Origin of the sequence: Christiangramia fulva (assembly GCF_003024155.1) — a bacterium.
Lineage (GTDB): Bacteria > Bacteroidota > Bacteroidia > Flavobacteriales > Flavobacteriaceae > Christiangramia > Christiangramia fulva.
The window spans coordinates 2,486,043-2,503,917 of sequence record NZ_CP028136.1; the positions used below are offsets into that span (position 1 = coordinate 2,486,043).

General features: G+C 41.0%; 14 protein-coding genes and 1 tRNA gene. 13 read left to right on the forward strand and 2 right to left on the reverse strand.

What is annotated here, in order from left to right; translation table 11 throughout:
• Nucleotides 1-88: 88 nt before the first annotated feature.
• The 13 genes from C7S20_RS11055 to C7S20_RS11115 all read left to right on the forward strand — a co-directional run bounded on the left by C7S20_RS11055 (nucleotide 89) and on the right by C7S20_RS11115 (nucleotide 14,574).
• A tRNA-Trp gene (locus C7S20_RS11055) sits at nucleotides 89-161 on the forward strand.
• Between the two features lie 100 nt (nucleotides 162-261).
• Nucleotides 262-459, forward strand: coding sequence for a preprotein translocase subunit SecE (secE, locus tag C7S20_RS11060; protein WP_107012520.1), 198 nt, complete (start codon nucleotides 262-264; stop codon nucleotides 457-459).
• Between the two features lie 10 nt (nucleotides 460-469).
• Complete coding sequence (nusG, locus tag C7S20_RS11065) at nucleotides 470-1,021, forward strand: transcription termination/antitermination protein NusG (protein ID WP_107012521.1); 552 nt, start codon at nucleotides 470-472, stop codon at nucleotides 1,019-1,021.
• Nucleotides 1,022-1,094: 73 nt separating this feature from the next.
• Entirely contained in the window at nucleotides 1,095-1,532 is a 438-nt protein-coding gene (gene rplK / locus C7S20_RS11070) for a 50S ribosomal protein L11 (protein ID WP_107012522.1), read from the forward strand.
• A 19-nt stretch (nucleotides 1,533-1,551) separates the two neighbouring features.
• On the forward strand, nucleotides 1,552-2,250 hold the full coding sequence (gene rplA, locus C7S20_RS11075) for a 50S ribosomal protein L1 (RefSeq protein ID WP_107012523.1): 699 nt from the start codon (nucleotides 1,552-1,554) through the stop codon (nucleotides 2,248-2,250).
• Nucleotides 2,251-2,259: 9 nt separating this feature from the next.
• On the forward strand, nucleotides 2,260-2,781 hold the full coding sequence (rplJ, locus tag C7S20_RS11080; RefSeq protein WP_107012524.1) for a 50S ribosomal protein L10: 522 nt from the start codon (nucleotides 2,260-2,262) through the stop codon (nucleotides 2,779-2,781).
• Between the two features lie 59 nt (nucleotides 2,782-2,840).
• On the forward strand, nucleotides 2,841-3,218 hold the full coding sequence (gene rplL, locus C7S20_RS11085; RefSeq protein ID WP_107012525.1) for a 50S ribosomal protein L7/L12: 378 nt from the start codon (nucleotides 2,841-2,843) through the stop codon (nucleotides 3,216-3,218).
• Between the two features lie 134 nt (nucleotides 3,219-3,352).
• Nucleotides 3,353-7,165: a DNA-directed RNA polymerase subunit beta gene (gene rpoB, locus C7S20_RS11090; protein WP_107012526.1), complete on the forward strand. Its 3,813-nt coding sequence runs from the start codon at nucleotides 3,353-3,355 to the stop codon at nucleotides 7,163-7,165.
• Nucleotides 7,166-7,239: 74 nt separating this feature from the next.
• Nucleotides 7,240-11,541: a DNA-directed RNA polymerase subunit beta' gene (gene rpoC, locus C7S20_RS11095; RefSeq protein ID WP_107012527.1), complete on the forward strand. Its 4,302-nt coding sequence runs from the start codon at nucleotides 7,240-7,242 to the stop codon at nucleotides 11,539-11,541.
• Nucleotides 11,542-11,613: 72 nt separating this feature from the next.
• Complete coding sequence (locus C7S20_RS11100; RefSeq protein ID WP_107012528.1) at nucleotides 11,614-12,063, forward strand: DinB family protein; 450 nt, start codon at nucleotides 11,614-11,616, stop codon at nucleotides 12,061-12,063.
• Nucleotides 12,064-12,111: 48 nt separating this feature from the next.
• The gene (locus C7S20_RS11105; RefSeq protein WP_107014211.1) at nucleotides 12,112-12,426 is read left to right on the forward strand and encodes a DUF3467 domain-containing protein; all 315 of its coding nucleotides are present in this window, start codon (nucleotides 12,112-12,114) and stop codon (nucleotides 12,424-12,426) included.
• Between the two features lie 91 nt (nucleotides 12,427-12,517).
• Nucleotides 12,518-13,531, forward strand: coding sequence for a dipeptide epimerase (locus C7S20_RS11110; RefSeq protein WP_107012529.1), 1,014 nt, complete (start codon nucleotides 12,518-12,520; stop codon nucleotides 13,529-13,531).
• Entirely contained in the window at nucleotides 13,528-14,574 is a 1,047-nt protein-coding gene (locus C7S20_RS11115; protein WP_107012530.1) for an aminotransferase class I/II-fold pyridoxal phosphate-dependent enzyme, read from the forward strand. Before C7S20_RS11110 ends, C7S20_RS11115 begins: the two co-directional genes overlap by 4 nt.
• A 1-nt stretch (nucleotide 14,575) precedes the next feature.
• Here C7S20_RS11115 and C7S20_RS11120 read toward each other — a convergent pair whose 3' ends face one another.
• Both C7S20_RS11120 and C7S20_RS11125 read right to left on the reverse strand, forming a co-directional pair.
• Entirely contained in the window at nucleotides 14,576-15,943 is a 1,368-nt protein-coding gene (locus tag C7S20_RS11120; RefSeq protein ID WP_107012531.1) for an alanine/glycine:cation symporter family protein, read from the reverse strand.
• Nucleotides 15,944-16,275: 332 nt separating this feature from the next.
• Nucleotides 16,276-17,865: a peptide chain release factor 3 gene (locus C7S20_RS11125; RefSeq protein ID WP_107012532.1), complete on the reverse strand. Its 1,590-nt coding sequence runs from the start codon at nucleotides 17,863-17,865 to the stop codon at nucleotides 16,276-16,278.
• Nucleotides 17,866-17,875 lie beyond the last annotated feature (10 nt).

Below are 17,875 nucleotides of genomic sequence, written 5' to 3' on the forward strand. Positions count from 1 at the left end.
TGATATATTAAGGTATTCCGCTTTCAATTGCGGAATACCTTCACTTTATATTACAGGCAGGGAATTCTAAGAATGATCTGCCTTAAATACGGGTTTAGCTCAGTTGGTAGAGCACTGGTCTCCAAAACCAGGTGTCGGGAGTTCGAGCCTCTCAACCCGTGCTGATTAAACGAGGCGAGAAGCTTTTCCTGAGCAAAGTCAAAGGGAGTCTCTCATAAGCCTGCACTGAGCGAAGGCGAAGTGTGCAAATATTTTTTGAAAATGGCAGGAATTGTTAATTACATATCAGAATCTTATAACGAGTTAAAAAACCACGTTACCTGGACAAGCTGGAGTGAAGCGCAAAGGCTTACAGTGCTTGTTGCTGTATTCTCGATTATTTTTTCATTAGCGATTTGGGGTGTCGATTCAGTGTTTAGCGCAGTGATCGAAAGATACTTCCAATGGGTTAAATCATAATTTCGTAACGATGGCAGAAGCTAAGGACAAAAAATGGTATGTGGTTCGTGCCGTTAGTGGACAGGAGAATAAGGTAAAAGACTATATAGAGAAAGAGATTGAATACCTGGGTCTTCAGGATGCGGTAGATCAGGTTCTTGTTCCTACAGAAAAAGTGATTCAAATTCGTAACGGCAAGAAAGTGAACAAAGAACGTGTTTATTTTCCCGGTTATGTAATGATTCAGGCAAATATAGGAGGTGAAATTCCCCATATTATAAAAGGAATAAACGGAGTGATAGGATTTTTAGGCGAAACCAAAGGAGGAGATCCTGTGCCGCTTAGAAAATCTGAAGTGAACAGGATGCTTGGTAAAGTAGATGAACTTTCCGTAAAAGCTGATAATGTTGCTATTCCGTTTACTATCGGTGAAACTATAAAGGTAATTGATGGTCCTTTTAACGGTTTCAACGGTACTGTAGAAAAGATCAATGAAGAAAAGCGTAAGCTGGAAGTGATGGTGAAAATTTTCGGAAGAAAGACTCCGCTTGAGCTTAGCTATATGCAGGTAGAAAAAGTATAAAGATAACTGTTACATATTTTTTGATAGTTTTTTCAGCTTCCACTCAATAAACTATCACTTAAAAATTTGAAAAATGGCAAAAGAAGTAAGTAAAGTTGTAAAACTACAAGTTCGCGGAGGTGCTGCTAACCCATCACCACCAGTTGGACCTGCTTTGGGTGCTGCCGGGGTAAATATCATGGAATTCTGTAAGCAATTCAATGGTAGAACCCAGGATAAGCAAGGAAAGGTACTGCCAGTTGTGATTACTGTTTATTCAGATAAGTCTTTCGATTTCGTGATCAAGACTCCACCTGCAGCAGTACAATTGATGGAAGCAGCTAAGACTAAAAAAGGTTCTGGGGAACCGAACCGAAAAAAAGTAGCAAGTGTTTCTTGGGATCAGGTGAAAGCTATTGCAGAAGATAAAATGCAGGATCTAAATGCATTTACAGTTGAATCTGCAATGAAAATGGTTGCCGGAACTGCGCGTTCAATGGGAATTACAGTTAAAGGTGATGCACCGTTTTAATCCAAAAAGAAATTAGAAAATGGCAAAATTAACTAAAAAGCAAAAGGAAGCTCAGGCTAAGATCGAGAACGGCAAGACCTATACCGTAGCTGAGGCTTCTTCTTTGATAAAAGAAGTTACCAACGCAAATTTTGATGCTTCTGTGGATTTAGCGGTTCGTTTGAATGTAGATCCTCGTAAAGCAAACCAGATGGTAAGAGGTGTGGTAACACTTCCTCACGGAACTGGTAAAGATGTGAAGGTTCTTGCTCTTGTGACTCCCGATAAGGAAGAAGAAGCAAAAGAGGCCGGAGCAGATTTCGTTGGACTTGACGATTACCTTGATAAGATCAAAGGAGGCTGGACAGATGTAGATGTGATCATCACTATGCCCAGCGTAATGGGAAAACTTGGACCTCTAGGACGTATCCTCGGGCCAAGAGGCTTGATGCCAAACCCAAAAACCGGTACCGTAACCATGGATATAGGTAAAGCTGTTTCAGACGTTAAGGCTGGTAAAATTGATTTCAAGGTTGACAAAAATGGAATCGTTCACGCTGCTATCGGAAAAGTATCTTTTGATGCTGAAAAGATTGCAGGTAACGCAAGAGAATTATTAACTACGCTGGTAAAATTGAAGCCTCAGGCGGCAAAAGGTGTTTATATGAAGAGCATTCATATTTCAAGCACCATGAGCCCGAGTGTAGAGATAGATACTAAAAGGTTTACTGAGCAATAATTAGGTATTATGACAAGAGAAGAAAAATCACAAGTTATACAAGATTTAACTGCCCAGTTAGCCGAATCAAGTACAGTCTATTTGGCTGACATTTCTGGCCTTGATGCCGGAAGTACCTCTAACTTACGTCGCGCTTGTTTTAAAGCAAACGTAAGCTTATCGGTAGTTAAAAATACATTGCTTGCTAAGGCGATGGAAGCAACTGAAAAAGATTTCGGTGACCTTCCTTCGGTTTTAAAAGGCAATACCTCAATCATGATTTCTGAAACCGGAAATGCTCCGGCAAAAGTGATCAAGGAATTCAGAAAAAAATCTGATAAACCCCTTCTTAAAGGAGCTTTTGTAGAAGAAGCAGTTTATGTTGGAGATAACTATCTTGACGCACTTGTAAATATCAAGTCTAAAGAAGAAGTTATTGGAGACATTATTGGTCTTCTTCAATCTCCTGCCAAGAATGTTGTTTCTGCCCTTAAATCAGGTGGTGGAAAACTTGCAGGTATCCTTAAGACACTTTCAGAAAAAGAGGGATAATTTAGTACGCACTTTTTAACAAATATAAATTTAAAAGAACTTTTTAAAAACGATAGAAAATGGCAGATTTAAAAGATTTCGCAGAACAATTGGTTAACTTGACCGTAAAAGAAGTAAACGAGTTAGCTGATATTTTAAAAGAAGAATATGGTATCGAGCCTGCAGCTGCTGCAGTAGCTGTTGCTGGTGGTGCTGCCGCTGGTGGTGAAGAAGCTGCTGAAGAGCAAACTGAATTCGATGTAATTCTTACCGCTCCAGGTGGATCTAAACTTGCAGTAGTTAAACTTGTAAAAGAACTTACAGGTCTTGGCCTAAAAGACGCTAAAGAACTAGTTGATAACGCTCCTAAACCAGTTAAAGAAGGAGTTGCTAAAGACGAAGCTGAAGCTCTTAAAAAACAATTAGAAGAAGCAGGAGCTGAGGTTGAGCTTAAATAAGCTTGACGAAAGCAATATTATTTAGGTTTAGGCCTCAGGATACGCTCCTGAAGGTCTAAACCCTTTTGCGTATATAGAGCTTAGGCTTGTATCGCAACTTATTTTTATGTAAATTATTATAATTCCGTCCATTGATGTTAGAAAAGCAAACTGAAAGATTGAGTTTCTCTTCTGTGAAGAACAAACCTGCTTATCCAGATTTTCTGGATTTGCAGATCAAGTCCTTCCAGGACTTCTTCCAGCTGGAAACAAAGTCAGAAGAGCGGGGGAATGAAGGTCTTTACAACACCTTCCTCGAAAATTTCCCCATTACGGATACCCGTAATCAATTTGTACTAGAATTCTTAGATTATTTTGTGGACCCACCGAGATATTCCATTCAGGAATGTATCGAGCGCGGACTAACTTACAGTGTACCGCTTAAAGCAAGACTTAAGCTTTACTGTACCGACCCTGAGCACGAAGATTTTGAAACCATCGTACAGGACGTTTATTTAGGGACCATTCCTTATATGACTCCTAGCGGTACCTTCGTTATCAATGGTGCTGAACGTGTGGTTGTTTCACAGTTACACCGTTCTCCAGGGGTATTCTTTGGACAGTCTTTCCATGCTAATGGAACAAAATTATATTCAGCCCGTGTCATTCCTTTTAAAGGATCATGGATTGAATTTGCTACCGATATAAACAGCGTGATGTATGCTTATATCGATCGTAAGAAGAAATTACCTGTAACGACTCTTTTCCGTGCCATCGGATTTGAACGTGATAAGGATATTTTGGAAATTTTTGACCTCGCTGAAGAGGTTAAAGTTTCAAAAACAGGTCTTAAAAAAGTACTGGGCCGTAAACTTGCAGCCCGTGTATTGAACACCTGGTATGAAGATTTTGTTGATGAAGATACAGGAGAGGTTGTTTCAATAGAACGTAACGAGATCGTTTTAGATCGGGATACCGAACTTGAAAAAGAGCATATTGAGGAGATCCTCGAAACCGGAACAAAAACCATTCTTCTGCATAAAGAAGATAACCAAACCGGTGATTATGCTATTATTCACAATACACTACAAAAAGATCCTACCAACTCTGAAAAGGAAGCGGTAGAACATATTTATCGTCAGCTTCGTAATGCCGAGCCGCCAGATGAGGAAACCGCACGCGGTATCATCGATAAGCTGTTCTTCTCAGATCAGCGTTACAGCCTTGGTGAAGTTGGGCGATACAGAATGAACAAAAAACTTGGTCTTGATGTGGCTATGGATAAGCAGGTGCTTACCAAAGAAGACATTATTACCATTGTTAAATATTTAATAGAGCTGATCAACTCTAAGGCTGAGATCGATGATATCGACCACCTTTCTAACCGTCGTGTTAGAACCGTAGGCGAGCAGTTGTCTCAGCAATTTGGTGTGGGTCTTGCACGTATGGCAAGAACCATCCGCGAGCGGATGAACGTTCGTGACAACGAGGTATTTACCCCAATAGATTTGATCAACGCGAAGACTTTATCTTCTGTGATCAACTCATTCTTTGGAACAAATCAGTTGTCTCAGTTCATGGATCAGACCAACCCGCTTGCAGAGATCACGCACAAACGTCGACTTTCTGCATTAGGGCCAGGAGGTCTTTCAAGGGAAAGAGCAGGTTTCGAGGTACGTGACGTTCACTATACGCACTACGGAAGACTTTGCCCTATTGAAACTCCTGAAGGTCCCAATATTGGTCTTATTTCTTCACTTTCAGTTTACGCGAAAGTAAACGGAATGGGCTTCATTGAAACTCCATACCGTACGGTTTCTGAAGGTAAAATAAATATTTCCGAAGAGCCTATTTACCTAAGCGCAGAAGAGGAAGAAGGTAAGAAGATCGCCCAGGCGAACATTCCGTTAAAAGATGACGGAACCATTGATACCGATCGTGTTATTGCACGTATGGAGGGTGACTTCCCGGTTGTGGATCCAAAAGAGGTACATTATACCGATGTTGCTCCGAACCAGATTTCATCTATTTCGGCTTCATTAATTCCTTTCCTGGAACACGATGATGCGAACCGTGCACTGATGGGATCAAACATGATGCGCCAGGCGGTACCATTATTAAGAGCCGATTCTCCAATTGTGGGAACCGGGCTTGAAAGACAGGTGGCTACAGATTCTCGTGTATTGATCAATGCCGAAGGAGAAGGAGAAGTGGAATATGTAGATGCCAATAAGATCATTATCAAATACGACCGTACCGATGAAGAACGTATGGTAAGCTTTGATTCTGATTCTAAGACCTACGATCTTATCAAATTTAGAAAAACCAACCAGGGAACCTGTATCAACCTGAAACCTATTGTAAATGTGGGAGACAGAGTTACCAAAGGACAGGTGCTTTGCCAGGGTTACGCAACCGAAGCCGGTGAACTTGCCCTTGGTAGAAACATGAAAGTTGCTTTCATGCCATGGAAAGGTTACAACTTTGAAGATGCGATCGTAATTTCAGAAAAAGTGGTTAGAGATGATATTTTTACCTCTATCCATATCGACGAGTATTCGCTTGAAGTTAGAGATACCAAACTGGGTAATGAAGAATTGACCAACGATATTCCAAACGTTTCCGAAGAGGCTACAAAAGACCTTGACGAACATGGTATGATTCGCGTTGGTGCTGAAGTGAAGCCTGGTGATATTCTTATCGGTAAGATCACTCCAAAAGGAGAAAGTGATCCAACTCCGGAAGAAAAACTGCTTCGTGCGATCTTCGGTGACAAGGCCGGTGATGTGAAAGATGCTTCATTGAAGGCTTCTCCATCATTGAGTGGTGTTGTGATCGATAAGAAATTGTTCGCAAGAGCGATCAAGGATAAACGTAAGAGAGCTCAGGATAAAGAAGATGTTGCAGCACTTGAGAAAAAATATGAGGCGAAATTCGCTGTTCTTAAGTCTGAGTTGGTAGAGAAGTTATTCGCTATTGTAGGCGGAAAAACTGCTCAGGGAGTTCAAAATGACCTTGGAGAAGAAGTTCTTCCAAAAGGTAAAAAGTACACCCTTAAAATGTTAAACGCTGTAGATGATTATACGCATCTTACCAGCGGTACATGGACTACTGATGATCATCTTAACGAACTTGTAGCCGATCTTATTCATAACTATAAGATCAAGGAAAACGATCTTCAGGGTAACCTTAGAAGAGAGAAATTTACCATTTCGGTGGGAGATGAACTACCTTCAGGAATCCTGAAACTTGCTAAAGTTTATATCGCTAAGAAACGTAAGCTGAAAGTAGGTGATAAAATGGCGGGACGTCACGGTAACAAAGGTATTGTTGCCCGTATCGTTCGTCAGGAAGATATGCCTTTCCTTGAAGACGGAACTCCTGTAGATATCGTGTTGAACCCACTTGGTGTACCATCACGTATGAACATTGGTCAGATCTACGAAACTGTTCTTGGTTGGGCTGGTCAGAAATTAGGCAAGAAATATGCGACTCCTATTTTCGATGGTGCTACCATAGATCAGATCAACGAACTGACAGATGAAGCCGGAATTCCAAGATTTGGTCACACTTATCTATATGATGGTGGAACAGGAGAGCGTTTTGACCAGAGAGCAACCGTTGGTGTTATCTATATGTTGAAACTGGGTCACATGATCGACGATAAAATGCACGCGCGTTCTATCGGGCCATACTCTCTTATTACTCAGCAGCCGCTTGGTGGTAAGGCACAGTTTGGTGGTCAGCGATTTGGTGAGATGGAGGTTTGGGCTCTTGAAGCTTATGGTGCTTCAAGCACGCTTAGGGAAATCCTTACGGTCAAGTCTGACGACGTGATTGGTAGAGCGAAGACCTATGAGGCGATCGTTAAAGGTGAACCTATGCCTGAACCAGGATTGCCGGAATCTTTCAATGTACTTATGCACGAATTGAAAGGACTCGGATTGGATATAAAACTAGAAGAATAAAAAATAGTTTGCAGTATTCAGTAGCCAGTTTGCAGAGACTGACTACTGAATACTAAATACTGAATACTATAAGTATGGCTAGAAATAATGATAAAAATACAGTGCAGAGGTTTAACCAGATCTCTATAGGTTTAGCTTCTCCCGAGTCTATCCTCGCGGAATCTCGTGGTGAAGTTCTAAAACCTGAAACCATTAACTACCGTACGCACAAACCTGAGCGTGACGGATTGTTTTGTGAGCGTATTTTTGGTCCTGTAAAGGATTATGAGTGTGCCTGTGGTAAATATAAGAGAATTCGGTATAAAGGGATCGTTTGTGACCGTTGTGGTGTTGAAGTTACCGAGAAAAAGGTACGTAGAGACCGCGTGGGGCACATCAACCTTGTTGTACCTGTTGCACACATTTGGTATTTCCGTTCATTACCTAATAAAATTGGTTATTTATTAGGGCTGCCTTCCAAGAAGCTGGATATGATCATTTACTACGAACGTTACGTGGTGATCCAGCCTGGAAATGCGAAAGATGAAGACGGAAAACCTTTAAAGAAAATGGATTTCCTTACGGAAGAAGAATATCTTAATATTCTTGATGAACTTCCTCAGGAAAATCAATATCTAGAAGACAGCGATCCAAATAAATTCATTGCGAAGATGGGTGCTGAATGTCTTATCGAGATATTGAGAAGAATAGATCTTGACGAGCTATCATACGAGTTAAGACATAAAGCGAATAATGAAACTTCCAAGCAACGTAAAACTGAAGCACTTAAACGTCTTCAGGTTGTGGAAGCTTTCCGTGACGCGAACGTAAACCGCGAGAACCTTCCGGAATGGATGATCATGAAGGTGGTTCCTGTAATCCCCCCAGAATTGAGACCCTTAGTACCTCTTGATGGTGGACGTTTTGCGACTTCAGATTTGAACGATCTTTACCGCCGTGTAATTATTCGTAACAATCGTCTGAAAAGATTGATGGAGATCAAGGCTCCTGAAGTGATCCTGCGTAATGAAAAACGTATGCTTCAGGAATCGGTAGATTCATTGTTCGATAATACAAGAAAATCATCAGCAGTAAAAACTGACTCTAACCGTCCGTTGAAATCTCTTTCAGATTCATTGAAAGGAAAACAAGGGCGTTTCCGTCAGAACCTGCTGGGTAAACGTGTGGATTATTCGGCACGTTCGGTGATCGTTGTGGGACCAGAATTGAAAATGTTCGAATGTGGTCTTCCAAAAAACATGGCGGCAGAGCTTTACAAGCCTTTTATCATCAGAAAACTGATCGAAAGAGGAATTGTAAAAACTGTGAAGTCGGCTAAAAAGATCATCGATAAAAAAGAACCTGTAGTTTGGGATATACTGGAGAATGTACTTAAAGGTCATCCGGTATTATTGAACCGTGCCCCAACACTTCACCGTTTGGGAATCCAGGCCTTCCAGCCTAAACTTATTGAAGGTAAAGCAATCCAGCTTCACCCACTGGCATGTACGGCATTCAACGCCGACTTTGACGGTGACCAGATGGCGGTTCACCTTCCACTTGGGCCTGAGGCTATTCTGGAAGCACAGCTTTTAATGCTTGCTTCTCATAACATCCTGAACCCTGCCAACGGTTCGCCAATTACAGTACCTTCTCAGGATATGGTTCTTGGTCTTTATTATATGACCAAGCATAAAAAATCTACTGATGAAGAGCCTGTAAAAGGTGAAGGACTTACTTTCTATTCTGCGGAAGAGCTTGTTATAGCTTATAACCAGAAGAAAGTAGACCTGAACGCGGGAATCAAGATCAGAACCAAAGATTTTAACGATAAAGGAGAACTTGTTTTCCAGATCATAGAAACCACTGTAGGTAGAGTTTTATTCAACGAAACCGTACCTGAAAAAGCAGGTTTCATCAATGAAGTATTGACCAAAAAGTCACTTCGTGAGATCATTGGTAGAATTTTAAAAATTACAAGTGTACCTGAAACTTCTGAATTCCTTGATAAGATCAAGGAACTTGGTTATGGATTCGCTTTCCGTGGTGGACTTTCTTTCAGCCTTGGTGATATTATCATTCCTGAAGAGAAACAAACCATGATCGACGATGCAAACGAGCAGGTTGAAGGTATCATTGGTAACTATAATATGGGTCTTATCACCAATAACGAGCGTTATAACCAGGTTATTGATATCTGGACATCTACCAATGCCGGTCTAACCGAATTGGCGATGAAACGTATTCGTGAAGATAAGCAAGGATTCAACTCGGTGTATATGATGCTTGATTCCGGAGCCCGTGGTTCTAAAGAGCAGATTCGTCAGCTTACCGGTATGCGAGGACTTATGGCCAAGCCTAAGAAATCCAACTCTGGTGGAGGTGAAATTATCGAAAACCCTATTCTTTCTAACTTTAAGGAAGGTCTTTCGATTCTTGAATACTTTATTTCGACTCACGGTGCGCGTAAAGGTCTTGCCGATACCGCTCTTAAAACAGCTGATGCTGGTTATTTAACCCGTCGTCTTGTGGATGTTTCTCAGGATGTGATCGTAAATGAAGATGACTGTGGAACTCTTAGAGGAGTTGAAGTTCGACCATTGAAGAAAAACGAAGAGATCGTTGAATCTCTGGGTGAAAGAATTCTTGGACGTATTTCATTAAATGACGTTTATGATCCTTCTACTGAAGAATTACTGGTAGCTGCCAATGAGGAAATCACTGAAGAGATCGTGGAGAAAATCGATGCAGCACCAATTGAAAGTGTGGAAGTACGTTCTCCATTGACCTGTGAGGCTAAAAAAGGTATTTGTATCAAATGTTACGGTCGTAACCTGGCAACGAACAAAATTGTTCAGACGGGTGAAGCTGTTGGTGTTGTAGCCGCTCAGTCTATTGGTGAGCCGGGTACACAGTTGACTCTTCGTACCTTCCACGTGGGTGGTATTGCAGGTAACATTTCTGAAGAAAATAAACTGGAAGCCAAGTTCAACGGTATAGCAGAAATTGAAGATCTTAAGGTTGTTGAAGGTGAAGCTCCTGACGGAGGTACCGCCAACATCGTAATTTCACGTACTGCCGAACTCAAGATCAAAGATAAGAAGACCGGTGTGGTTCTAAGTAACAATAACATTCCTTACGGTGCACAGATCAATATTGAAGATGGTGCTGAAGTTCAAAAAGGAGATGTGATTTGTACATGGGATCCATATAACGGGGTGATTATTTCTGAATTTGCCGGTAAGATCAAGTATGAAAATGTTGAACAGGGGGTAACTTACCAGGTTGAGATCGATGAGCAGACTGGATTCCAGGAAAAAGTAATTTCTGAATCCCGTAATAAAAAGCTTATTCCAACGCTTCATATTCTTGGTAAGAAAGATGAAATTATTCGTTCATACAACCTGCCGGTAGGTGCTCACCTGATGGTAGACAACGGCGATAAGATCAAAGTTGGTAAGATCCTGGTTAAGATTCCACGTAAGTCTTCAAAAGCAGGGGATATTACAGGTGGTCTTCCAAGGGTAACCGAGCTTTTCGAAGCGCGTAACCCATCGAATCCTGCTGTAGTTTCTGAAATCGACGGTGTGGTTTCATTTGGTAAGATCAAACGTGGTAACCGTGAGATCATCGTAGAATCTAAACTTGGTGAGGTTAAAAAGTATCTTGTCAAACTTTCTAACCAGATCCTTGTTCAGGAAAATGACTACGTGAGAGCCGGTATGCCGCTTTCTGATGGTTCCATCACTCCGGAAGACATCCTGAACATTAAAGGTCCAAATGCTGTACAGCAGTATCTTGTGAATGAAGTTCAGGAAGTTTATAGACTTCAGGGTGTGAAAATTAACGATAAACACTTCGAAGTTGTTGTAAGGCAGATGATGCGTAAAGTTCAGATCGTTGATCCGGGCGATACTATTTTCCTTGAAAATCAGCTGGTTCATAAAGATGATTTCATCGATGAGAATAATAAGTTGTTCGGAATGAAAGTGATCGAAGATGCCGGAGATTCTGAAAGACTAAAACCAGGACAAATTATCTCTCCAAGGGATCTTAGAGATGAAAACTCTATTCTTAGAAGGGAAGATAAGAATCTTGCGACTGCCAGGGATGTTGTTCCTGCGACTGCAAATCCTGTGCTTCAGGGTATCACCAGAGCTTCGTTACAAACAAAATCGTTCATTTCGGCTGCTTCCTTCCAGGAAACTACCAAGGTGTTGAACGAGGCTGCGGTTAGCGGTAAGATCGATGAACTTGAAGGATTGAAAGAAAATGTAATTGTAGGACATAGAATTCCTGCAGGTACAGGTATGAGAAGATACGATAGCATTATTGTTGGTTCTAAAGAAGAATTTGACGAAATGCTTGAGAGAAAACAGGAAGTGAATTTTAACTAATTTCTTTATGATAAATACTGAAAAAAGGCTCGCAATCGCGGGCCTTTTTCTTTTTATGCCGATATTTGAAATATGAAGGAATTTTTAAAGGAACTATTCGAATACTCTCATCATTTTAATATCATTCTGATTAATAAATTCAATGATGGCGATCTGGAACATGTGATTTCCGAGAGATCGGAAAATCTGATGTCTCATATTCTGAATGCCCAGAAAATCTGGAATTCCAGGATACGTGGCGATGAAATTAAAACAGATGTTTGGAAGAAACATGGAAAAAAGGAACTTGAAGCTCTCGAAAATCGAAATTATGAGAATTCAATGGAAATTCTGAAAAATGACGATCTTGAAAGAGTGGTGGTCTATCAAAACAGCAAAGGCGTGAGTTATAAGAACAGGGTTCGGGATATTCTTTTTCATATAATAAACCATTCTACCTACCACCGGGGGCAGCTGGCAACCGATTTCAGGAATGATGGAATCGATCCCGTGGTTTCAGATTATATTTTTTACAAACGCTGAAAATCATATTTCTAAGATTAAATAAGTAAATTGAAAAAAACCAATATTATGAGCGAAGAGAAAAAAAATAAAGGTCAGAAAATCAATATAGAGCTGGACGAATCGGTTGCTGAAGGAACCTATTCCAATCTTGCAATTATCAACCATTCTGTTTCAGAATTTGTGGTTGACTTTGTAAATATCATGCCCGGGCGGCCCAAGAGCAAGGTTCGTTCAAGAATTATTCTTACTCCGCAGCACGCCAAACGACTTTTAAAAGCCCTGGGGGATAATATCAGTAAATTCGAGCAGGCTCATGGAGAAATTCGCGATTACGAAAAAGCTCCGATCCCTTTAAATTTCGGCCCTACAGGTCAGGCTTAATTTTAAGAAAATTCTTTTATTTAAAAGATGAAAATTGCCGTCGATAAGACCTGTAAACCTTTTTGTACTTAACATTTTCTTCTGAAGTTATATGAAACTGGAGCTTAAAAAATACGTACTTCAATTAAAGCATACTTTTACCATTTCGCGGGAGTCGCATGACACCCAGGATACCCTCATCGCCTGTTTGAACCTTAATGATGAAACCGGGTACGGGGAGGCGACATCCAATCCTTATTATAAGATCACGGTTGAAAGTATGAAATCTGAAATTGAAGAAATTCGTGATGAAATTGAAAACTTCGATTTCGAAACGCCGGCAAAATTTCATGTTTTTCTGGTCTCTAAAGGACTTTCAAATTTCAGTATTTGCGCTTTAGACCTTGCGGCTCATGATCTGTACGGAAAGCTCCAGGGAAAACCACTTTATAAGATCTGGAATACCGATAATTCGAAATATCCGGTCAGTAATTTCACAATTGGCCTTGACAGTATTGAGAAAATGGTGGCGAAGATGAAGGAACAGCCGTGGCCTATTTATAAGATCAAATTGGGCACTGATCATGACCTGGAGATCGTGAAGGAACTTCGGAAACACACCAATTCTAAATTTCGTGTGGATGCAAATTGTGGCTGGACTGCCGATCAGGCCATTAAAAATTCCAAAATACTGAAAGAGCTTGGGGTGGAATTTATCGAGCAGCCTTTAACTGCCGATGATTTTAAGGGTCTGAAAAAGCTTCAGGAGAATTCTGCACTGCCGATCATTGCTGATGAAAGCTGTATTGTAGAGGAAGATGTTGATAAATGTGTGGGTTATTTTGATGGGATCAACATTAAACTCACCAAGTGCGGCGGATTAACACCTGCCTTGCGAATGATCAAAAATGCAAAAAGTCAGGGGCTTAAAGTGATGGTGGGTTGTATGACCGAAAGCAGCGTTGGGATTTCGGCGATTGCGCAATTACTTCCACAACTGGATTATGTAGATATGGATGGTGCCCTGCTTCTGAAAAATGATATCGCGACCGGTGTGAATATTCTTGAAGATGGAAAGGTCATTTTTCCTGAAGAGAACGGAAGCGGAGTGAGACTTACCGAATGACATTTTATTTAGACCAGGCCGCCGGAAGAATCATTAATACAGATAAGGGTGAATTCCTATATTTTGGAGGTACCTCTTATCTCGGACTGCAGTATGATCCTGAATTTCAGGAGACATTAATTGAAAATATAAAAAAGTACGGTACTAACTTCGGAGCTTCCCGTAAGGCCAATATCAGGCTTTCGGTTTTTGAAGAATTTGAAGATTTTATAGCCGGAAAAACCAATTGTGAAGATGCGATATGTGTTTCTTCCGGATTTCTGGCGGGCCGGATGCTTTTGCATTATTTCAGCAGCAAGAATTATCAGCAATTCTGCGCGCCTAATACGCATCCTGCTCTTATAGGAAGGGAAAGCCGTCTTTTTGATAAATATTCGGCCCTTGAACAGGAAATCACTGCTGAAAATACTTCTGAAAAAGAAACTGTTTTATTTCTTGACAGCATCGATTTTGATGGAAATAATTTCCCCGATTTTGAATGGCTTGAAAAAATAAACCTGGAAAACACTATTTTGGTCATTGACGATTCCCATGGCTTTGGACTAATCGGTGAAGATGGTTTTGGACTGAATTATTATTTAAAAAAATTAAAGCCGAAAGAATTGATCATTTGCGGATCTCTTGGCAAAGCGCTGGCCACTCCCTGTGGAATTATTTCTGGATCTAAAAAAAGAATAAACGATCTGCGGAATCTTGGATTTTATGGTGGTGGAAGTCCGCCTTCCCCCGCGGCTTTACAAACTTTACTCGATTCGGAAATTCTTGTAAAGGATCGAATTCGGAAGGTCAGAAAGCATATTGAAAATTTTAATTCATTGACTTCTGCAGAATTTGAAGCCGTACGTTTACCTGTTCATCCAGTATTTACCTATGAGAACGAAAAGCTCACCGATCACCTGTTTTCAGAAAATATCATCACCACAAATTTCCATTATCCATTACCCGAATCACCATTACTGAGCAAAATCGTTCTGTCTGGTGGACATACTTCAGAAGATATTCAGAAACTCATCCAGAGTATCAACAAATTTTATTCAAAGTAGTTTAAGTGTACTTTTTAAAATAGATTTTCGCTGCTTTCATCACGCGCGGTGCCATGATAAGTGTTGAGATCATGGTTGGAATAGCCATTAAAGCAAAAAAACCGTCTATAAGGTTCAGAATAAAACTCAGGGTAGTGGTTGCCCCCAGAAGGATACTGAGAATATAAACATAGTTGTAATACTTCTTGTTTTCGGCACCAATGAGGAATGAAAGACATTTTGTACCGTAATACGAATAGGAGAAAAGCGAGGAAATACTAAATGCAAGGATGCACAACAGCAACAAATAATTGCCAACATAGGGAATAGCCTGATCGAAAGCTGCCGCAGTAAGGCTTACGCCGTTTACATCGGTACTTTGCCAAACCCCTGTAACCAGAATAGCCATTGCAGTTAACGTACAGACCACGAGGGTATCTATTGCAGGCCCAAGCATGGCAATCAATCCTTCCCTTACTGGTTCAGTGGTTTTGCTCGCTCCGTGAGCCATAGTAGCAGTTCCTATACCGGCTTCATTTGAAAAAGCGCCGCGTCTAATTCCCAGTAAGATCAATCCGCCAAGCATTCCGCCTAAAAGCGGATCACCTTTATAATTATTCGCCGCAAACGCGTCAATAAATATGAGGCCGAAATAATGCAATACAACATCAGAATTTACAAAAAGAATTATTAGCACCGACGCAAAATAGAGCAGGACCATGGCCGGAACCAGCCTGGAAACGGTTTTACTTATCCGATCGAGTCCGCCAATGATCACAACAGTGGTAATAATGGTGAGGAAAATGCCGATTATCAGGCTGGAAGTAAAGCCGGTTTCAATATTATTAGGCTTTAAAAGAATATAGTTGATCGCCTGAGTAAGCTGGTTCACATTAAAAACCGGTAAAGCACCTACAAGGCCTGCGATCGCAAAAAAAGTGGCCAGGGGTTTCCATTTTCGACCTAATCCTTCCACGATAAAATACATCACACCACCCTGGATTTTACCTTCGGTATCCCTGCCCCGATACATTACTGCAAGCGTATTTGTGAAAAATTTCGTAGCCATTCCCACGACAGCACTTATCCAAAGCCAAAAGATCGCGCCGGGACCACCAACTGCAATGGCAACTGCCACACCGGCAATATTTCCCATTCCCACCGTAGAGGAGAGGGCCGTGGAAAGTGCCTGGAAATGGTTGATATCTCCGGGATCATCCGGATTATTATATTTTCCCCTGAGAACTTCTATGGAATGACCTAAATACCGATAAGGAATGAATCTTGAATAGATCAGCAGGAAAAGTCCGCCGCCGATCAAAAGAATAACTAAAGGAATACCCCAGACAAAAGAGGCGAAATCAGCAATAAACTGGTCTATTTGGTGCATAGAAAATCTTTGTCCCGAAAATAGTAAAATTTGAAGTACTTCGCTTTAAATTATAAAAGGATAGTAGAAATCACATTTAGGCTCCGCTCAATACGACATAGATTTTGGAAGAAACAAAAATGAGGTCATGCTGAACTTGCCTGCCTGCCTTAGGCAGGTTTCAGCATCTCTAAGGGTTTTTTCCAAATTATTAATAATATTCGTGTCGTCACATTTCGACTCCGCTCAATGTGACATAGATTTTAGAAGAAACAAGAATGTGCCTGCCTGCGCCAGGCAGGTTTCAACATCTTTGGAGGTCATTAAACAAGTTCAGGATAAAGTCCCAAATATTAAAATTCCGATGTAAAATGGAATTTAATTGACGGGTATTTTTGCTGCGTCATTTGCAAACTGAACTGTGAATCGGCTAAAAACACCATCTGTCCTGATTTATCTTTTGCAAGAAATTTTGCTTTTACCCTCTTAAAATCAGCAAATTCTTCATTTTTAGGATCTTCAGGTTCCACCCAGGTAGCCTTAAAAACATTCAAATTTTCGTAAGTACATTTGGCTCCGTATTCGTGTTCCAGGCGATATTGAATAACTTCAAACTGAAGGGCTCCAACGGTTCCAATAATTTTCCTTCCGTTTAGATCAAGGGTGAAAAGCTGCGCCACGCCTTCATCCATCAGCTGGTCAATTCCTTTTTCCAGCTGTTTCGATTTCATGGGATCGGCATTATTGATATAACGAAAATGCTCCGGTGAAAAACTCGGGATTCCCTTATACATTAACTGTTCGCCTTCGGTTAGTGTATCGCCGATCTTAAAATTTCCGGTATCGTGAAGTCCCACGATATCTCCCGGCCAGGAAACATCAACCACTTCCTTTTTTTCAGCGAAAAAAGCATTAGGTGATGAGAATTTCATGTTTTTTCCCTGGCGGACATGCAGATAATTCTTATTTCTTTCAAATTTTCCTGAAACGATCTTGACAAAAGCGAGTCGGTCGCGGTGCTTGGGATCCATATTCGCATGGATCTTAAAAACGAAACCTGTAAAATCTTTTTCATCAGGTTTTACAATTCTGGTATCGCTTTCCTTAGGTCTCGGAGGCGGAGCAATAGTGATAAAGCAATCAAGAAGTTCTCTTACGCCAAAATTATTCAGGGCCGAACCAAAAAATACCGGCTGAAGCCTTCCTTCAAGATAGGCTTTGCGATCAAATTCGGGATAAACACCCTGGGCAAGTTCCAGCTCTTCCCTAAGCGTATCAGCAGCTTTACTTCCTATTAATTCATCGAGTTCAGAAGTTGAGAGGTCATCTATTTCGATGGTTTCTTCGATATCTTTTCGAGGATCGCCAGTGAATAAGTTCACATTCTTTTCCCAAATATTGTAAATCCCTTTAAAATCGTATCCCATTCCGATAGGAAAACTCAGGGGAGTAACGGTAAGATTCAGTTTTTGTTCAATTTCATCCAGCAATTCAAAGGCATCCTTTCCTTCCCGGTCCAGTTTGTTGATAAACACGATCATCGGGATATTGCGCATTCGGCAAACCTCCACGAGTTTTTCCGTTTGTTCCTCAACCCCTTTGGCGACATCGATCACCACTATCACACTATCAACAGCGGTAAGTGTTCGGAAGGTATCTTCGGCAAAATCCTTGTGACCGGGAGTATCGAGAATATTGATCTTGATTCCTTCGTATTCAAAAGCAAGCACTGAGGTTGCGACCGAAATTCCTCTCTGGCGCTCGATCTCCATAAAGTCACTGGTAGCACCTTTTTTGATTTTATTCGATTTCACCGCTCCCGCTTCCTGGATCGCACCACCGAATAAAAGCAATTTCTCGGTAAGCGTGGTTTTACCGGCATCCGGGTGGGAAACGATCCCAAAAGTTCGACGTTTATTGATCTCTTTCTGATACTGCTTCATGGCCTTGAAT

Bases quoted from the DNA above. Each gene is read 5' to 3' on its own strand.
- secE (WP_107012520.1), top strand. From the start codon at position 262: ATGGCAGGAATTGTTAATTACATATCAGAATCTTATAACGAGTTAAAA.
- nusG (WP_107012521.1), top strand. From the start codon at position 470: ATGGCAGAAGCTAAGGACAAAAAATGGTATGTGGTTCGTGCCGTTAGT.
- rplK (WP_107012522.1), top strand. From the start codon at position 1,095: ATGGCAAAAGAAGTAAGTAAAGTTGTAAAACTACAAGTTCGCGGAGGT.
- rplA (WP_107012523.1), top strand. From the start codon at position 1,552: ATGGCAAAATTAACTAAAAAGCAAAAGGAAGCTCAGGCTAAGATCGAG.
- rplJ (WP_107012524.1), top strand. From the start codon at position 2,260: ATGACAAGAGAAGAAAAATCACAAGTTATACAAGATTTAACTGCCCAG.
- rplL (WP_107012525.1), top strand. From the start codon at position 2,841: ATGGCAGATTTAAAAGATTTCGCAGAACAATTGGTTAACTTGACCGTA.
- rpoB (WP_107012526.1), top strand. From the start codon at position 3,353: ATGTTAGAAAAGCAAACTGAAAGATTGAGTTTCTCTTCTGTGAAGAAC.
- rpoC (WP_107012527.1), top strand. From the start codon at position 7,240: ATGGCTAGAAATAATGATAAAAATACAGTGCAGAGGTTTAACCAGATC.
- C7S20_RS11100 (WP_107012528.1), top strand. From the start codon at position 11,614: ATGAAGGAATTTTTAAAGGAACTATTCGAATACTCTCATCATTTTAAT.
- C7S20_RS11105 (WP_107014211.1), top strand. From the start codon at position 12,112: ATGAGCGAAGAGAAAAAAAATAAAGGTCAGAAAATCAATATAGAGCTG.
- C7S20_RS11110 (WP_107012529.1), top strand. From the start codon at position 12,518: ATGAAACTGGAGCTTAAAAAATACGTACTTCAATTAAAGCATACTTTT.
- C7S20_RS11115 (WP_107012530.1), top strand. From the start codon at position 13,528: ATGACATTTTATTTAGACCAGGCCGCCGGAAGAATCATTAATACAGAT.
- C7S20_RS11120 (WP_107012531.1), bottom strand. From the start codon at position 15,943: ATGCACCAAATAGACCAGTTTATTGCTGATTTCGCCTCTTTTGTCTGG.
- C7S20_RS11125 (WP_107012532.1), bottom strand. From the start codon at position 17,865: ATGAAGCAGTATCAGAAAGAGATCAATAAACGTCGAACTTTTGGGATC.